We start from the raw sequence: 16483 nt of genomic DNA, 5'->3' as shown, positions 1-16483 counted from the left end.
AACCCATAAGGTTACATAGGGCAAGAAGCCATAAGACAGCATGTGTAGCGCTTGTCGCAGAAGTTTACGATTAAGTGAGATTATGCTACCACATTATCTCCAAAAAGTTTGTTACAGCAGTGCTAGAAATGATGTTTATTGCTTATATCGATGTGGCACTCATGCTTTCAAGTAAGATCAGTAACTGCATGGTTGATACTATGTTTGCTATAACATGCATACTAAGTTAGTTTAAAATAACGGGTTAAACAAAGTTGCTTTTCATGCCTCTTATAGTTAGGCTAAATGATTAGAATATTTTAATACTATCAATCTGTTATTAATTTAACAGCGGTTAGTTTACCAACACTATATTATGAACTCTGAAGTCTTAAGGTTTGTATTTAAAACCTTTTACCACTATATATCATCCATTGGGCCAAATCTTTTATAATAGGATTTTATTTGATGTTCATTGTCTGTCGTGAGAGACGTTGATGCTTTTATCATTAACTTTATATCAATTTGCACTGATTGCTGAGCATGAGCTGAGCGTCGCTGAAGGCTTTAACGTCATCACTGGTGAGACGGGCGCGGGTAAGTCTTTATTACTTGATGCCTTGTCGTTGTGCGTAGGTGAGCGGGCAGATAGCGCTATGGTTAGACATGGTGCAGATTTTGCTGACATTTATGCTCAGTTCGATGTTGCCGACAATAGCGTAGTAGCAGATTGGTTTGTCGCGCATGAACGCGATTTGGAAGAGCCGGAGGTATTAATTCGTCGGCAACTAAGCAGCAGCGGCCGCTCAAAAGCGTGGTTGAATGGTACACCAGTAAGCCTAGCCGAGCTTAAAAGTTTAGGCGCGCTTTTAGTGAATATTCATAGCCAACACGCGCAGCAAGCTCTGCTCAAGCCGCAGTTTGTCGTACAGTGGCTTGACGCTATGGCACAAGTGACAGGGCTTGCTGAACAAGCTGCCAGCAGTTATCAGCACTATCAGCAGCTCAAACGTCAAGCCGATGAGATTGCTAGTCGCGAAGCCCAGCGTAAAGACCGCATTGAGCTTCTACAGAGCCAACTGGCCGATATTGCGCCGTTGTTAGAGGTTGATTATGCTGATATCGAAGCTGAACACGAAGAGCTCTCTAACATTGAAGCTTTGATGACAGAGGCTGGTCGCAGCTTGTATTTACTTGATAACGATACCGATGAGCCAGATGTTATGACCTTGCTTGGGCAAGCGATTAAGCTGTGTGATCAGCAGGTGGGCGTTAGTCAAACCTTTGGGCTGGCCTCCGAGCAGCTACATTTAGCTCAGCAGCAGATTACTGAAGCCACCGCTTTGCTATCTGACTACGCCGAACAGCAATTGCCCGATCCTGAACGTTTGCAAGCATTAGATAGTTTGATTAGCTTGGGGCACCGATTATCGCGCAAACACAATTTGCCAGCCAGCGACCTGATAGCTGAGGCCAAAGTATGGCAACAGCAATTAGAGCAGCTAGAAAATGAGCCAAGCAGTGATGTGTTGGCCGCCCAAATTGAGGCAGCTTGGCAAGATTATCTTAAGCTGGCAGACGAGCTTAACGATAAGCGTATGCAGGCGGCGCCCGCGATTTGTGCGCAATTGATTGCTCAGTTGCAGCCGCTGGCTCTGCCCAACGCCCGCTGCGAGTTTGTTTTTACTAAAAGAGCTGATCCCAGTCACTATAATGCTCAGGGCTGCTTTGATATTGACTTGCTGTTTAGTGCCAATGTTGGTATGCCAATGCAGCCGCTCCATAAAATTGCCTCGGGCGGTGAGTTGTCTCGTATGGCACTGGTCATGCAGGTTCTGCAAGCAACGAGTTCTGAGAGTAATGCTGCCAAACCCATGCTAGTATTCGATGAAGTTGATGTCGGTATCAGCGGCGGTACTGCGCAAGTAGTGGGTGAGCTGCTGCGAGCACTTGGTCAAACCCAGCAGCTGTTGGCGATTACTCACCAAGCGCAAGTAGCCGCACAAGCGCATCAGCATATCTTGGTACAAAAGCATCATGATAAGCAAACTCAAAGCGAGCTTGTTATTTTAACTCCAGAGGCGCAGATAGATGAATTGGCTAGGATGTCAGGCGGCATCAATATCACTGACGTCACGCGAGATCATGCACGTAGTCTATTGACCGATGTTAGATAGACATCAGTTAATACCGCCTTCTGTTGATTTTTTATCGATGATCATCATATAGTAGTGTCTCATCCCTTTATTTATGTTGCATTTGCCTCTATGTTCAAAGCTAATTTGACCCATCATTTCTTAATTGCGGCGCCTAGTTTATCAGACCCCAGGTTTGAGCAGGCGCTGATCTATATCTGTCGACATGATAAACATGGTGCCTTAGGCTTGATGGTAAATCGTCCGCTAAAACAGGCACGCGTGGGCAAACTACTAGAAGATTTAAATATCAATGTCACCAATCCGCAAGTGATGGATGATCTGGCGCTAGAAGGCGGTCCTATGTACCCTGAGGTGGGTTTTGTGCTACATACGGGGCAGCCGGAGTGGGCATCCTCTTTTGCTATCTCAGAGAATGTCTGTATCACTACCAGCCAAGATGTGCTCAAACGTATTGCAGCTGGCGAAGGGGTTGGCTATTATCACTTGTGCTTAGGCCACGCCAGCTGGAGTAAAAAACAGCTTGAACGCGAAATTGAGAGCGGTGATTGGCTCATCTGTCCGGCCGATTTAACTTTATTATTTGACACTCCTTTTGAGGAACGCTGGCAATCCGCTGCTGATAAGATCGGCGTTAATTTCGATTATTTGAGTAGTGATATTGGTCATGCTTGATAATGTAGCCGAAGCGATAGTTAAACCTCATCTTATGTTAGGACTTGATTACGGTGTCAAAAAAATGGGCATGGCGCTGGGTAACACTGTGACCGAAACCGCGCGCGCCTTTGATATTTTAGCAATGAACAACGGGCAGCCAGATTGGGATAACTTGCTAGGTATTATCAAGGTGTGGGGCGTGACCCAAGTGGTGGTAGGTTTGCCACTAAATATGGATGGCAGCAGCTCCATGCTAAGTAGGCGCGCGCATAAGTTTGCGCGCCGCCTAGCGCACCGTTTAATGGAGCAACGTTTACCAGTAGCAGTTAAAATGTGTGATGAGCGTTTGACCTCTATAGAAGCACGCGAAATTGCTTGGGAGAATGGCTGGATTGAAGATGAGCGCGACCCCATTGATGATATCTCAGCTTGTATTTTACTATCTACATACTTCTCCGACCCCAGTAGCGCGATGGCTATTGATACCATCAAAGTAGATTGAAAAGCTAAAGTCGATTAAAAACATCAAGCTTAGGGTATTATAAAAATATGTCTATAAAGGGCTAACTGCTATGACCACTGTTTTAGATCGATCCGGCCAGCATGGTTTTGCGCCCTTGGCTATTGCTCGTATTAAAGGCGCTCAGAACGCGAACCGAGTAGCCATCTATATGTTATACGCTGCGATTATTGCTTTTATCGTCTTTGGTACGATTGCCAGTATAAAGATGTTTCACGGCAGCCAGCTGCTTTATTGGTTGTACTTCAATCTACCTTATACGCTAATTACACTGACCATCCCTATTACCATCTATGATGCGCTAGTGATTTATCGTTATCGGCTAAGCCAGCCATCAATGATTGTGCTCAGTATCGGCGTATCTACTATTATTCTGCTTGGTGGCTTATTATTTGCTGATGCGGCGTGGCTAGGACTGTCTTGCTGGCTTGGCGTGGCATTTTTATTTAAATCTAACTTTAAGCGCTTTTTTGATTTTCTAGCCACTGAACAAACCGCTACAACAACTGTAGAACAATAACGAATACTGGTAAACATCCTTTAAATTCATTGAATAAACGTTTTATATGACTACTATGACAACTTCAACCCTTAACACTTCTATCGATCATCATTTGGATACGCAAGGTCTCATTTGTCCAGAACCGGTGATGATGTTGCACAAAACTATTCGTCAAGCAGATGGCGGCGAGGTGATTGAAATACTCGCCACTGATCCTGCGACCACGCGCGACATTCCCAATTTTTGTCGTCATCTAGGGCATGATTTGATTTATCAAGAAACGCTGGCTGAACAAGTAAATGTAGCTATTGATCCTGATGAAATAAGGGTTGATAGCGATGATAACAAACCTACTAGCGCGAGTCTTTATCGATACGTGGTAAAAAAGAAAAGTGCTTAAGACCGTTAAACATTAAAGCTTTATAACAGTCCTATCATCCCCCTATGAAAGGTAGATCACTTGTTACCAATAGAAAAAAAGTATGTGCAGTGGCATGAAAACGAAAACGGCAAAGATACCTTACGTCATGCTCGCTGGTTATCTGCAAGTGACTATACGCCGCCTACACGTGTTGTGTTAGTCGATGATAAAACAAGCGCTGATGAAGCTTACCGCTTAGCCTGTGCTGGCACATCAATGTTGTATCGCGGTGACTTTTATAACGGGCGGCAACTCTTGCAAGCGATCACTCGGCGTATTGAGCGTACTAATGAGCGCTCAAAGCTGCGTAAAATGAAAAAAGTGGTTAAGCAGCCTGCTAAGTCTAAGTCCATAGAAAAATCTCAAGAAACACCTAATCTTTTTCATCAACAGCGGCAACTGCAAGCCCAACGTGCGCGTATATTAAGCCGTTTACTATTAGAGCTGGATACTGGTTATGTCAGTAAGCTGCGCCGTGCCCCTGATGTGAGCGCAGCCTGCATAGCAGCTTTTGGCCAGTTGGAAAAAGGGGTAGATGAGTCGTGTCTGCTCTCATTTCGAGACTTGCAAGGTGCGTTAGGTGCGGCGCAGTGGCGCGAAAAAGGCGTAGCGATTGAAAGTTTAGGCCTCTCGATATTCCCGCATTATGGGGTCTTTGCACCCACCCGTCATGAGTATGTACAGCTATTGATCGATGCGCCCCTGCCAGATGCTTGTAATATTGCTTATGACATCGGTACGGGTACCGGATTGTTAGCCATTATTTTAGCGCAGCGCGGTGTGAAACAAGTAGTTGCTACGGACTTGAATCCGCGTGCTTTAGACTGTGCTCGCGAGAACTTCGCGCGCTTGCAACTATCTAGCATACAGTTACAGCAAGCCAATTTGTTTCCAACTGATGCGCCACTAGCGAATTTGATTGTCTGTAATCCGCCTTGGCTCCCTGCGAAACCCAGCTCGCCGCTTGAGTACGCCGTCTATGATGCCAATAGCACAATGTTGCGTGGGTTTTTGCAAGGCGCAAAGCAGTACTTAAGCGATCAAGGTGAAGTGTGGCTAATACTTTCAGATTTGGCTGAGCATTTACAGCTGCGCACTCGTGATGAGCTGTTGAGCTGGTTTGCAGATAGCGGACTGAAAGTAAAATACCGTCTTGATACCCAGCCCAAGCATGGTCGTAGCCAAGATGAGAACGATTCTTTATACGCGGCGAGGAGTGCCGAGATTACCTCCTTGTGGTGTTTAGTGAGTTCATCCTATGAGCCGTGATCGCGCCGTACAGCAGCGTCAGCCCAAAGCGCTAGCTGTCGATGATGAGCCAAGCTATATCACTGAGTTTCGTCAAGCTATGCTAGCACGAGGACTGGCAACGCGGACACGTAATGCTTATGTGCGCGATCTGCGTGCTTGCGAATTAACCAGCCCTACTGCCCTGACCAAATGGCAAGCCGATGATGTACTGCACTGCTTATCAACTCTTACTCAAGATGGCAAAACCCCGCGCACGCAAGCACGGATGCTCTCAAGTCTGCGTCAATTCTATCTATGGATGATTGCCAGTAGTCTACGTGAAGACAACCCCTGCGAGCGTATCAAAAGCCCAAAGTTGGGGCGTCCCCTGCCTAAAGACTTAAGCGAGTCGGACGTTGATAATCTGCTTGCTGCGCCGGACACTAGCACTGCCCTAGGTCTACGTGATAAAGCCATGCTTGAGGTACTTTACGCCTGTGGTCTTCGGGTTAGTGAGTTGATTAACCTGTCGCTTGAGCAAGTCAATCTCAATTCAGGCTGGCTACAGATCACCGGAAAAGGTAATAAAACTAGGCTAGTGCCATTAGGCGAATACGCCGCGGACGCACTGGAAGACTATCTAACGCATGGGCGCGGAGATTTGATTGCACATCTGAAATCTGGCAATTGCCAAGCGGTGTTTTTGACGGCGCAAGGCGGTTATATGACGCGGCAGAACTTTTGGTACCTGCTTAAAAAATACGCTAAAGTCGCCAGTATCGATAAAGAGTTATCACCGCACACCCTACGTCACGCCTTTGCTACCCATCTGCTTAATCATGGTGCCGATCTGCGTAGCGTGCAGTTATTGCTGGGGCATAGTGATTTATCCACCACGCAGATTTATACTCATGTGGCAACGGCAAGGTTGCAAAAATTGCATGCTGAGCATCATCCACGTGGTTAAAATATAAGATTGTAAATGTTTGATGTAGGGTGGGTTAGACTTAACAAATTCTCAAAGAGAATGCTGTTAAGACGTAACCCACCTTTTTTGATAACGTTATTTTAAACTTGGTGGGTTACTCTATCGCCCACCCTACTCGCTAATCCAGCTCAACTGAATAATTCAACTGTTCATATAAATAGTTATCAGTGATCGTAAAAGGACAATACAGTGTCGCAAGCTCAGTCATATCCCCTATCTACTCTGACAAAAGAACAAAACTCTGCACTCAAAACGCTGACTATTATGGGTTATTTAGAGGGTACTTCTTTTTTATTATTGCTTGGTATTGCGATGCCGCTAAAGTATATGCTGGGAATTCCCGAACCTGTAAGATATATCGGTATGGCGCACGGGGCGCTATTTATTGGCTATATTTTGACGCTTGTGTTCGCTACAAGTAAAATAAAAATGCCGCTTTGGGCACTGCCTGCTGGGGTCCTCGGCTCATTTTTGCCTTTTGGGCCGTTTATATTTGATTATTTATTAAAGAAGAGTTTGAGTAAATAGGATTGAGAAATTTTCTGTATTATAGATGCTTGGAAGTTAAACCCTTCTTGGTATAACAATTTATCAATCGCGCGAGGTCATTTCGTGTAGCGACGACGAGATTGCATGCTGATTACAATTCTAAATGTGAGACTGATGGGGTACAAAACATACCCTCCATAGACCACATGGAAAAATAGAGATTGTTATGTGGTTGACTACATATAGTGTGCGATGCCAATTTGCATCTCATATGTTAAATTCATATTTTTAAATATCTTAAACTATTTAGATGGGTAATAAATGAGTTATTCAATTATTTCTAATGATGTTGTCAACGTAGATGAGTTAATAAATCAAATCAAACGTTATGTGAAAAAATTTCAAGAATATGAGGAGTTTTTTATTCATTGCAAAAATGTAGAAAGGTTTGAAAGAAATCTGAAAGCACAAATACCTGATTTAAGTTATAAAATATCTCAAATTTATGCTTCAGGTAGAGATTTAGCTTCTTCAGTTCCTAGTCATATTTATGAATGTTTAACAATTGAACGAACGGCGTTATTAAAAACGGCTATAGACAAATTAGAGTTTCAGCTAACATTTTTGAAAAAATGGGCAGAAGCTGAACACTTTGAAATTAATGAGATTTATGAAAAAAGTGGATACAACGAGTGGTCTGTAAATCACATGCTTGCGAAAACACTTGAAATGTGTGATCAGCTTACTGAAATAATGACTCTTATTAATATAATAAAAGCTAGCTATTCTTATCAAATACAGTCTGGGGAAATTACTATGACTGAAGTCCGCAATCAAATGAGAGCTGAGATGAATACAGTTAACAATTCTGGGCATTTTCAACATAGCCAAATTTCTACTGGTAACAATAATGCTAGCACTATGACCATTAACCAAAACACTAGTGAAGAACTAGCAAAAATTTGTCAAAAACTAATTGATACTATAGATAATTCTTCAGCCAAAACTGAAGAAAAAGAGATTGTAAAAACTATAGTTTATGAAATGAAAGAGGCTAATACTCCTTCAAGCCTCAAAAGTATATACAACAAATTAATGTCTTCAATGTCTGAGCATATTACGGTTGGTACTGCGCTGTTGAGTAGTAGTATTCTACCTGAATTGACTAACCTAGTTGTGTAATGGAAATAGTTCGTAAAGTACGCAAAGTGTATCGTAACTTTTTTTAAAATTCTCAATCATGCATTAATCGTCTTCCGCTGCGATTTAGTACGCGTAAGCTGGGCTTTTAGCCCAGCTCTATCTAACAGAATAAAAAATATCTTCAAAATATTTCAATTTAGCATAGCTTAACATAAGTCTATTGTAGGGTGCGCCCAGCGCACCATAAACGAGATAAGGATCGAAAACCGGTGCGCTGGGCGCACCCTACCTACCCTTTCACTATTGCAGTTCAACAACAAGCTAAACCTGAATCAAACTAGGCTTTTTAGCCGTGACTGCCGTGGTATCCTGTGCGTCTGAGCGGGTTGCGGGCACTTGGCTAAGGGTAGTCTCGCTGAGCAGGAATACCATCAGCCAATAGTGACCGCCCCGCTCGGAGGTGCAGATACAAGCAAAAGGCGCGATTAGCTCAAGCAAAAACGATCCAAACCCACAACTAAAAACGCACACACTGTTCAATGAATAACAGGGTGTGCGCTATTTCTTTAGCTTAAGTTTCTTTAACCTATCTACTCCGATCTGTTAATAGAAATGGTCTGCGTATAGCTCGTATTAGCATCGACTTCTGCATCGGTAAACCAAACCCGCTTACGACCAAGCTCAGCGTATTCAGCGGTCTGATCATTATAGTGGCTCGTAGTCGTGCCATCGGGCGCGATAAAGCCGCTTTGTCCGGGGGGTACGGTTTCCCACGCTTTGACGCCGTCTTCGGTAAATACGGTCATATTATTTTCAGTACCGCGGTTCATGGCGATGGCAGTGTCTTGTTCCTGAGTAGGCAGGGTTTGCGGAATCTCACGGAAGTTTTTGTGGTTGTAGCGAATGATGCCGACAGGCGCTAACCAGTTTGCCATGTTGTCTCCGTATTCTTCACTAAGCTTCTTATCGGTAGCGTCGAGTGCTGACAATATAGCCGCTTTCGGTTGACCCTCAAAGAAATCATAACCTTGGCCGGATAAGTTGTAATGCAGAACTTTGGTACCCACTTGAATATTTTGGCCAGACGCTGTGGTAACCTCAGGCCCCGGATAACCAGCGTTGGCAAAAATGCCGTCATAAGGTTCGGGTAAACTGGCAAAGGTTTGCGTTAGCAACGTCGTCAACCACGTCTGCATAATGGCAACGCCGGGATGATCGTATTTGCCGTCGCCATCTTTGTCTTCTAACATAAAGTTCCAGTCTTGCAATTGCATAGCCAATTGATGACGCGGATCATTTGCAGGTAAACCTTCTACTGTTTCCAGCACAAACGGAACCATCTCGCCTGCGTTGACATCTTCAAACGAGGCATGGTCAACGACAGTGTCCCACACCTCATCAGGGGTAAAGTCATCTTTGCCTTCAAACTCATTGAATAGAACCTTGACGCGATCGGCGAGCATCCACGAGTACCAGTACTGATCCGGGTTTGGAAAGCCTTCGGCAGGGCGGTTGTTCCAGTTTAACAGCATATGGTTCGAGGGATTGAGCACTTGCGGGTTAGTATCAAACGGCATGATGCCTTGCCAATCCATATCGCCCTCGCCGGAGGCTGGCGTGCGCCCATCGTGGCCTGCAGCGCGTTTAGGATAATGACCGCCAAAGATATAACCGATATCGCCCTTTGCATCCGCATAATAAAGATTGACGTTCACCGCTGATTTTGCCGCCGCGGTTTTGAACTCGTCAAAATTTTGCGCTTTCATGATATCAACCCAAGACTCAAGCGTACTAAGTTCCTTACCGCTCCAAGCTCGCTTTTGTGCGTAGGCAATATTAGTGTCTTCATCTCTGGCTACGACGGGACCATGCACGGTGCGGTAAGCAGTGAACGCTACAGGATCGCCACCATTAACATTGATGGTTTGCTCGCTGCTCTCCATATCTCGCCAAGCACCTTTGTATTTATATTGGTCTGGATTGTCAGGGTTGAGTGTTTCACGGAATAAATCTACCAGATCCCCTGCCGCCCACGTGCTGCCCCAAGCAATTTGACCGTTATGAGCGAACATAATACCCGGGTAGCCATAAACGGTGTTGCCAGCAACATCGAAGCCTGCGCCATGTAGACCAATTGAATACGTGTAAGCAGGTTGATACCAGCCAAATTGTGGGCCGTTTAACAACACAGATTTTGCGCCCTCTAGCTTTTGCGGTCCAAGAATAGCCATGTTTGAGGCACCCTCATAACGCAGAGCTGCTGGGCCATGAGTACTTAGTGCCGCTATATTGGCATCGCGCCACTTCTCGCGCGGTAGAGCAGTTCCATCAGCGCCAATAAAATCGGTCGGTGCTGTAGCCGCTTGCCGCAAAATTTCGGGCGTAACCGCACCTTTTACTACCGGACGCAGATTCAGGTTGGCGCTCTCACGCTTTGCTGGATCCCAATCACTGGGTGGAATGGTAGTTGGTGCGTCGGGCACATCTAAAGCCAGTAAGGTATTAAAGATTTCACGACCTGTGGTTTCACCATGTTTTTCAATCAGAGCCTCAAGAAAAGCCGCGTTATCGAGTTCAGTATTATAATCGCCAAAGCGGTAAATCATAGAGCCGATAAATACCATCGCCACATCATAACCTGTCCAAGCTTTTGGCTCTACACCGTGAGTCAGGTATTCTTTAGGCATCAGGGTTTCGGGCTGAGCATTAACATGGCCAATCCAAGCATTGATACCAGCGGCATAGCCATTGAGCACATCGCGCTGATCTTTGCTGGCATTGTTTAGCTGCTCTTGCACCCGCCAAGGCCAGTAATTACCGCGTATTTGCTTATCAAAATCAACAAATTCTGCGCCTAGAATCTCAGATACCTCGCCGGTGCCAGTACGACGCGCCATATCTAGCGAAAATAGCCGATCTTGGGCAATCGAGTACCCATAACCATAAAACAGATCATAAGTATTGTTAGCATAGACATGCGGGGTACCATAGCCGTCACGTTTTATAGTGATGTCATCAGCGAAAGCTGAGCCGCTGGCGATAAGTGCAGTAGTTATAGATAGCGTGAGTAGCGAACGTGAAAATACTTTTGGAGATACTTTTAAGATTGCCATAGAAAATGTCCCTATTTTGCTGGCTGTATTGTTAACAATTATTCCCTTGCCGTTCAGTATAAGCGTTCTTTTTTGCCGGAGCAATCAGTTATTATTCAGATCACTGAATACAAAATTTGCTACTTATTGCAATATTAGTAATAACCTCTAGTCAATACTTTAAAGTTAGGCTACAGTAAGCTATTAGTTATGCCTATTAAAAGCAGTTTAACTAGAGAGCGCGACAAGTTATGTTTGGATTTGATATCGACTTTGCTTTACTAAAATATCATTCTTTTCAATTAAGCTTTGCTTTTATATTGTCTCTACCTATCGCCCTTAATCGCGAGATGAAAGACAGCGGCGCGGGTCTGCGCACGTTTCCACTGGTATGTATTGCTTCCTGTGCGTTTATGCTCGTTGGTCGTGATATTTATGAAGAGGGTGATGCTGAGGCGCGGATTATGTACGCTATCATCACAGGGATGGGTTTCATCGGCGGCGGCGCGATCTTCAAAAACGGCGGCAGTGTTAAGGGTACAGCGACAGCAGCAGGTCTTTGGAACACCGGCGCTATCGGTATCTCGGTTGCATACAGTCGGTATGAGATTGCAATTATATTATCGATAGTGAGTTTTTTGATCCTGCAGTTTTCAGCGCCTTTTAAATCCATTACTGAAAAAGAATCTCAAAAGGAGCAAGAGTAGTTTGAGTCCCTAGCATCCGATTTTATTGCTGGTAAGATTTAGAATCGCTTGTATTCATAGCTGCAAATCTATCACTTTATCGTTACAATACGGCCATTAGGTGCAAGCTGTTTTGAATAGTGTCTTGCTCTATTGTTTATCATCAACTTATTTATAATTCGAGAATCTAATGAGCCATAGACCGCCTGCTGATTTACTAAAAAGCGCCCAACACTGGCGCGAAGATATTAACTTTCGTCAAGACGTATTGGGCAAACCTTTTGACTTTGCCACCACGTGGGGGATTTTCTCCCCGCAAAAGCTTGATGATGGTAGCCTGATGCTGCTTGATTATGTGGACTTTCAGCGTGATGATGATTCGATAGATTTGGGCTGTGGCTACGGGGTGCTTGGCATGACGGCGGCGCGCGAATGCCCCAGTGGCATGCATACCTTGATTGATAAAGACTTTATGGCAGTAGAGTACGCACGTCTTAACTGCGAGAAGAATGCTTTAAACAACGTCGATGTACATCTATCCAACGGCTTTAATCATGTAGCAAAAGACAAAGACTTTAGTTTGGTGATGTCAAACTTGCCAGCCAAAGTCGGCAAAGAGCAACATTATTTGTATTTTCTTGATGCTCATGCAAGAATGCGTCAAGGTGGACGCTTCTATGTGGTGACGATCAATGGTTTACGGCAGTTTATGAAGCGTGCGTTTACCGAAGTATTTGGTAATAGCGAAAAGGTGAAACAAGGTAAGACTTATACGATTACTATGGCGACTAAAGATTAATTTTTAGCGCTTTTCGTTATTAACAAATAACCCGCTAAGACTTTAACGTTTTAGCGGGTTATTTGTTTGTTTTGTCTTAATTACATCTGTCGCTTCAATAAATAACCACCTAGTGCTGCACTCCCAATGATCGGTAACAATACCATCAATAGCGGCGAAAAACCCGTCGCCAAAGAGACAAAACCCACTAAATCTTGGATATAGCTAAATAACAAACCAAATAATAATGCCACTACAATGCGCAGGCCTAAACTGTGCGTACGTAGTGAGCCAAAGACAAAAGAGCAGGCGACAATAACTAACGATAAGATAGATAAAGGCGATAACAACTTTTGCCAAAAGGCCAGCTCGTGCTCAAGTGAGCGGCTGTTTTGTCCGCGCATAAACTGACGGTGTGCGTAGAGCTGAGTGAGCGATAGATCCTCGGCATCGCGTGTTAGTAGGTAAACCGATTCGGGAGCAAAAGGTAGGCTCAGCGTATCCGACGCTGTTTGTGATTGACTACTATCAAAGCCTTGATTGATCGTAAGCTCAGTCATATTGTTCAGTTGCCACTCATAACGATACTGCTGACTCAAAGCACTAGCTGGTCCATCAATCGGAGTACGCCCCATATATTCTCCACCCTCAGCATGGACAGCAGTTTGTAGTCGACCGTCGTTATCCAAATGCCAGCGCTTAACCTCACCAATATTACCTTGGATATCAGCATAATCAATATACAAAATATCACTACCCGCCGGCTGGATGCTGTCATCAGCTGAGGTTTCAAAACGTGGCTGCACCGTCCAATAACCTTGTACAGAAGTGATCCGTGCGCGGCTGTCTTTATCATCGATCTCAGCGGCTAATTGATTACTATACGGCAGTACAAACTGATTGATAGCTAAAGCGATTAGCACAAAAATAAGCGCAGGCTGCAATACCCAACCGACGATACGATAGACGCTTACCCCTGAGGCGCGCATGACTACCAGCTCACTTTTATTGGCCAGCAGTCCCAAACCTACTACCGCCCCAAGCAGTGCCCCTGTCGGAATAAACTGCTCCAAAAAATAAGGTGAGCGATAGACAATATATTTTAGAGCCTCAGACAAGGTATAGCTGTCAGACAATGAATCAAGCTCATTTAAGTAAGAAAATAAAATTTGTAGCGTCCACAAGCCTAATACTGCACCAACAATAGCCAGTAACGCATTGATTTTGACATAACGACCCAGTACTGGCAGTGCAGTCGATTTATGACTTTTAAGACGTTTAATCGGAGAAAAGGCACTCATTATAATGGTCCCTGCTGCGGACTATCAGCGGCCGCTAGCACTTTATCTTTTGAGCGCACGCGCAGCCGATGTTGAATACGGCTACCCCAATTTAGATACAGTGCTAGCGCCATAAATCCTAGTATTAGCCAAGCATAGGCCCATACCGTTACGCTACCTTTGCTAACCGCATTTTTGAGCGAGATGATACCTAATGCGCAGCTGACAAATAACAAGATAGAAGGAAACAGGCGTAGCCAGCGCCCTTGACGCGGACGCACTTGTGCCAGTGGTACCGCCAACATAGGCGCAATGATCATCAGCCAAGGCAGTGCAAAACGATAGCCAAGCTCTCCTTGTGCGGCTCGAATTGCGTCAATACTGCTCACTTGCGCGCTCCCTGTGGCAGCTTGCCACAAGGGTCCAACGGCTTGCGTCTCAATATTGTCCTCGGTCACCGTTTCTTGAGATGATTCTGTCAAGCTAATACGGTAACGATCAAAGCTTACTTGGTTGTATTTAAGACTACCTGCACCTACTTCATAACGCCGACCTTGAAATAAATCCAGCTGCGTCACGCCACTGTTACCTGTCTCTACCTGCTCAGCACGCTTAGCTAAAGTAATGGTATCAGTGCTAATAGGCGAACTACTAACTTGCGTAGCTATGGGATTATTAGGCAGATCTTCAGAAAAATCAGCAGGAATCTCAATCGATTCAGGGGTCGTACGATTTGCAGCTTTATCTTTTGGCTCAGTTTGAATCAGCACTACATCTTGTAACTGGGTTTTGTCGTCGCTAAGACTGCCGACATACAGATGATAATTGCCGCTACTGATAAACTCGTTAGGACGAATAAGATCAAAAGCACTGGTCAATGCTTGCTGCTGCCAAATAGTCTCCGATGAGCGCACACCCCAAGGTTTACCTACTATTGATAGCGCCGCCTCACCGACAAACAGCGCTAAAATCAGCGGCGTTATTAAGCGGGCAAGCTTACCTCGTGAGACACCGCTGGCATTAATGACCGCCATTTCTTGATCAATATATAGACGGCCAAACACTAGCATTAGAGCAATAAAAAAAGCTAGCGGCAGTATTAGCTCCAAAAAATAAGGTAGATTGTAGCCAATAATAGTAAACAGCAAACTGACATCCAAACGACCTTCTGCTGCAATACCAAAATAACGAATGAGGCGACCGCCAAGCATCATCACCACCAAAAACCCCAACACCAAAGCGGTAGTTGAGGCAACCTGACGGGTCATGTAACGGCGTAGTATCACAATAGGTACTCTTAACAAGGGGTTGGGGAGTAACAATCAAACACAGTACTGTTTTAAGTAAATATTTAAGTAGTTATAAACAGAGTGGAGCGTCTCATAAGCTATGACTGACAAACTTAAGTACTATAAGTAGCCGCTAATGCTAGCATGTTTTGGCAAAAAATAGCGGTAAAATGTGTTCGAAAACATTACCTAACCCTTACCAACTTACCCTTGTCTCTCCATTATCAGGGTAATTAAAATTTTGTTGCATTTTATTCATGTTAGTTTGTTGAGGGTTGGTATCATTGGGCGAATATCACCAGTATTACTTGGTAGAATCAAGAGTAGTTGTCATTCATCTCACAATATGCAAACTTATAGTAATTAGAAAATACCATACAACGGAGAATAAAATGTCTACACCCTTAACACTACTTGAATTAGCTGGCGGTAAATTTGACGCCCTTGATTGGTCAAACTGCGTCATGGTTTTTATTGATTTTCAAAATGAGTACGTCGATGGCGCTATGCCTTTAGGTGAGGCAGGCGCTAAAGCCACTGCTAATGCGCGCTTATTACTCGATAAGGCCCGGCAGGACAAGTTGCCCATCTTTCATATAGCTCATCACGGTGCCGAAAACGGCGGCGTTTTTGATCCATTATCTTCTAAAGTCGCTATCGTTGACGATCTAAAACCGATAGAAGGTGAGAAAACCATTACCAAAAAACACCCGAACGCCTTTCATGATACCCCGCTGCAAGAACTTATAAAAGACACTGGCAAACAGCAGGTGGTGTTTGTAGGTTTTATGAGTCATATGTGTATCAGCTCAAGCGTACGCGCCGCTTTTGATTTGGGTTTTCAAAACTTTGTTGTCCATGATGCTTGCGCTACTCGCGCTCTGCCCGATCAAAAAGGCGAAACAATAAGTGCAGATGTCATGCATAACACAGCAATGGCGGCCATTCATGACAGATTTTCTGCACTGCTGTCTACCGATGAGCTGCTCAAAGATTAGAGGTGGTTTGTACCGTTGAGTCACTTTAAAAGTATTACTGTTCGGTATAGCATAGACACAGCTTGTAAGTAAAATTAGTACCAGCAGTAGGTGGCTAAATACGTTAGTTTTATTTGAGATTAACCATAGATCGCTTGAGCTTTACGGTCCATATACTTAGATATAACGTCCACTATGTTACACTAAATCGCTAAATTATTATGATAATAAATACTTATAATTAGAGTACATTTATTGCTGATTTTTACCCAAAAAACGCTCACTTATACATCATA

The 16483-nt window shown here is 44.3% G+C and carries 16 protein-coding genes; 12 read left to right on the top strand and 4 right to left on the bottom strand.

The window, feature by feature from the left end; all coding sequences use genetic code 11:
• The first annotated feature begins 476 nt into the window (after positions 1-476).
• The 9 genes from recN (at position 477) to ACR63N_RS00410 (ending at position 8124) form a co-directional block, all read left to right on the top strand.
• On the top strand, positions 477-2156 hold the full coding sequence (gene recN / locus ACR63N_RS00450) for a DNA repair protein RecN (RefSeq protein ID WP_367106701.1): 1680 nt from the start codon (positions 477-479) through the stop codon (positions 2154-2156).
• 90 nt (positions 2157-2246) lie between these two features.
• Complete coding sequence (locus tag ACR63N_RS00445; RefSeq protein ID WP_367104884.1) at positions 2247-2810, top strand: YqgE/AlgH family protein; 564 nt, start codon at positions 2247-2249, stop codon at positions 2808-2810.
• On the top strand, positions 2803-3294 hold the full coding sequence (gene ruvX, locus ACR63N_RS00440) for a Holliday junction resolvase RuvX (protein ID WP_367106700.1): 492 nt from the start codon (positions 2803-2805) through the stop codon (positions 3292-3294). Before ACR63N_RS00445 ends, ruvX begins: the two co-directional genes overlap by 8 nt.
• A gap of 70 nt (positions 3295-3364) precedes the next feature.
• Positions 3365-3832: a hypothetical protein gene (locus tag ACR63N_RS00435; protein WP_367106699.1), complete on the top strand. Its 468-nt coding sequence runs from the start codon at positions 3365-3367 to the stop codon at positions 3830-3832.
• A 55-nt stretch (positions 3833-3887) separates the two neighbouring features.
• Positions 3888-4214 carry a sulfurtransferase TusA gene (tusA, locus tag ACR63N_RS00430; protein WP_367106698.1) on the top strand — a complete coding sequence of 109 codons (327 nt, stop codon included), beginning with the start codon at positions 3888-3890 and terminating at the stop codon, positions 4212-4214.
• A gap of 60 nt (positions 4215-4274) precedes the next feature.
• Entirely contained in the window at positions 4275-5504 is a 1230-nt protein-coding gene (locus ACR63N_RS00425; RefSeq protein WP_367106697.1) for a methyltransferase, read from the top strand.
• Complete coding sequence (xerD, locus tag ACR63N_RS00420; protein WP_367106696.1) at positions 5494-6432, top strand: site-specific tyrosine recombinase XerD; 939 nt, start codon at positions 5494-5496, stop codon at positions 6430-6432. Before ACR63N_RS00425 ends, xerD begins: the two co-directional genes overlap by 11 nt.
• Positions 6433-6642: 210 nt before the next feature.
• Positions 6643-6981, top strand: coding sequence for a DUF3817 domain-containing protein (locus ACR63N_RS00415; RefSeq protein ID WP_472782303.1), 339 nt, complete (start codon positions 6643-6645; stop codon positions 6979-6981).
• Positions 6982-7263: 282 nt separating this feature from the next.
• Positions 7264-8124, top strand: a complete 861-nt coding sequence (locus ACR63N_RS00410; protein WP_367106694.1) for a hypothetical protein — start codon at positions 7264-7266, stop codon at positions 8122-8124.
• 282 nt (positions 8125-8406) lie between these two features.
• Here ACR63N_RS00410 and ACR63N_RS00405 read toward each other — a convergent pair whose 3' ends face one another.
• Together ACR63N_RS00405 and ACR63N_RS00400 are read right to left on the bottom strand one after the other, a co-directional pair.
• Positions 8407-8583 carry a hypothetical protein gene (locus ACR63N_RS00405; protein WP_367106693.1) on the bottom strand — a complete coding sequence of 59 codons (177 nt, stop codon included), beginning with the start codon at positions 8581-8583 and terminating at the stop codon, positions 8407-8409.
• 92 nt (positions 8584-8675) lie between these two features.
• On the bottom strand, positions 8676-11198 hold the full coding sequence (locus ACR63N_RS00400) for a penicillin acylase family protein (protein WP_472782302.1): 2523 nt from the start codon (positions 11196-11198) through the stop codon (positions 8676-8678).
• 230 nt (positions 11199-11428) lie between these two features.
• On the opposite strand from ACR63N_RS00400, the gene ACR63N_RS00395 reads away from it, so the two are divergent.
• A complete protein-coding gene (locus tag ACR63N_RS00395; RefSeq protein ID WP_367104875.1) occupies positions 11429-11884 on the top strand; it encodes an MgtC/SapB family protein in 456 nt (151 codons plus the stop codon).
• 169 nt (positions 11885-12053) lie between these two features.
• A complete protein-coding gene (locus ACR63N_RS00390; RefSeq protein ID WP_367104874.1) occupies positions 12054-12662 on the top strand; it encodes a class I SAM-dependent methyltransferase in 609 nt (202 codons plus the stop codon).
• An 80-nt stretch (positions 12663-12742) separates the two neighbouring features.
• On the opposite strand, the gene lptG is transcribed toward ACR63N_RS00390, so the two are convergent.
• Both lptG and ACR63N_RS00380 read right to left on the bottom strand, forming a co-directional pair.
• Positions 12743-13942 carry an LPS export ABC transporter permease LptG gene (gene lptG, locus ACR63N_RS00385; RefSeq protein ID WP_367104873.1) on the bottom strand — a complete coding sequence of 400 codons (1200 nt, stop codon included), beginning with the start codon at positions 13940-13942 and terminating at the stop codon, positions 12743-12745.
• Positions 13942-15189 (bottom strand): LPS export ABC transporter permease LptF, encoded by a 1248-nt coding sequence (locus ACR63N_RS00380; RefSeq protein WP_367109054.1) that lies wholly within the window; start codon positions 15187-15189, stop codon positions 13942-13944. Before ACR63N_RS00380 ends, lptG begins: the two co-directional genes overlap by 1 nt.
• 413 nt (positions 15190-15602) lie before the next feature.
• On the opposite strand from ACR63N_RS00380, the gene ACR63N_RS00375 reads away from it, so the two are divergent.
• The gene (locus tag ACR63N_RS00375) at positions 15603-16208 is read left to right on the top strand and encodes a cysteine hydrolase family protein (protein WP_367109603.1); all 606 of its coding nucleotides are present in this window, start codon (positions 15603-15605) and stop codon (positions 16206-16208) included.
• The last annotated feature ends 275 nt before the right edge of the window (positions 16209-16483 follow it).

This window comes from Psychrobacter sp. M4 (genome assembly GCF_055699795.1).
This window is presented reverse-complemented; position numbering and strand designations above follow the sequence as displayed.

Excerpts from the sequence above, each read along its gene's own strand:
- recN (WP_367106701.1), top strand. The coding sequence starts at position 477 with ATGCTTTTATCATTAACTTTATATCAATTTGCACTGATTGCTGAGCAT.
- ACR63N_RS00445 (WP_367104884.1), top strand. The coding sequence starts at position 2,247 with ATGTTCAAAGCTAATTTGACCCATCATTTCTTAATTGCGGCGCCTAGT.
- ruvX (WP_367106700.1), top strand. The coding sequence starts at position 2,803 with ATGCTTGATAATGTAGCCGAAGCGATAGTTAAACCTCATCTTATGTTA.
- ACR63N_RS00435 (WP_367106699.1), top strand. The coding sequence starts at position 3,365 with ATGACCACTGTTTTAGATCGATCCGGCCAGCATGGTTTTGCGCCCTTG.
- tusA (WP_367106698.1), top strand. The coding sequence starts at position 3,888 with ATGACAACTTCAACCCTTAACACTTCTATCGATCATCATTTGGATACG.
- xerD (WP_367106696.1), top strand. The coding sequence starts at position 5,494 with ATGAGCCGTGATCGCGCCGTACAGCAGCGTCAGCCCAAAGCGCTAGCT.
- ACR63N_RS00410 (WP_367106694.1), top strand. The coding sequence starts at position 7,264 with ATGAGTTATTCAATTATTTCTAATGATGTTGTCAACGTAGATGAGTTA.
- ACR63N_RS00400 (WP_472782302.1), bottom strand. The coding sequence starts at position 11,198 with ATGGCAATCTTAAAAGTATCTCCAAAAGTATTTTCACGTTCGCTACTC.
- ACR63N_RS00395 (WP_367104875.1), top strand. The coding sequence starts at position 11,429 with ATGTTTGGATTTGATATCGACTTTGCTTTACTAAAATATCATTCTTTT.
- ACR63N_RS00390 (WP_367104874.1), top strand. The coding sequence starts at position 12,054 with ATGAGCCATAGACCGCCTGCTGATTTACTAAAAAGCGCCCAACACTGG.
- lptG (WP_367104873.1), bottom strand. The coding sequence starts at position 13,942 with ATGAGTGCCTTTTCTCCGATTAAACGTCTTAAAAGTCATAAATCGACT.
- ACR63N_RS00380 (WP_367109054.1), bottom strand. The coding sequence starts at position 15,189 with ATGACCCGTCAGGTTGCCTCAACTACCGCTTTGGTGTTGGGGTTTTTG.
- ACR63N_RS00375 (WP_367109603.1), top strand. The coding sequence starts at position 15,603 with ATGTCTACACCCTTAACACTACTTGAATTAGCTGGCGGTAAATTTGAC.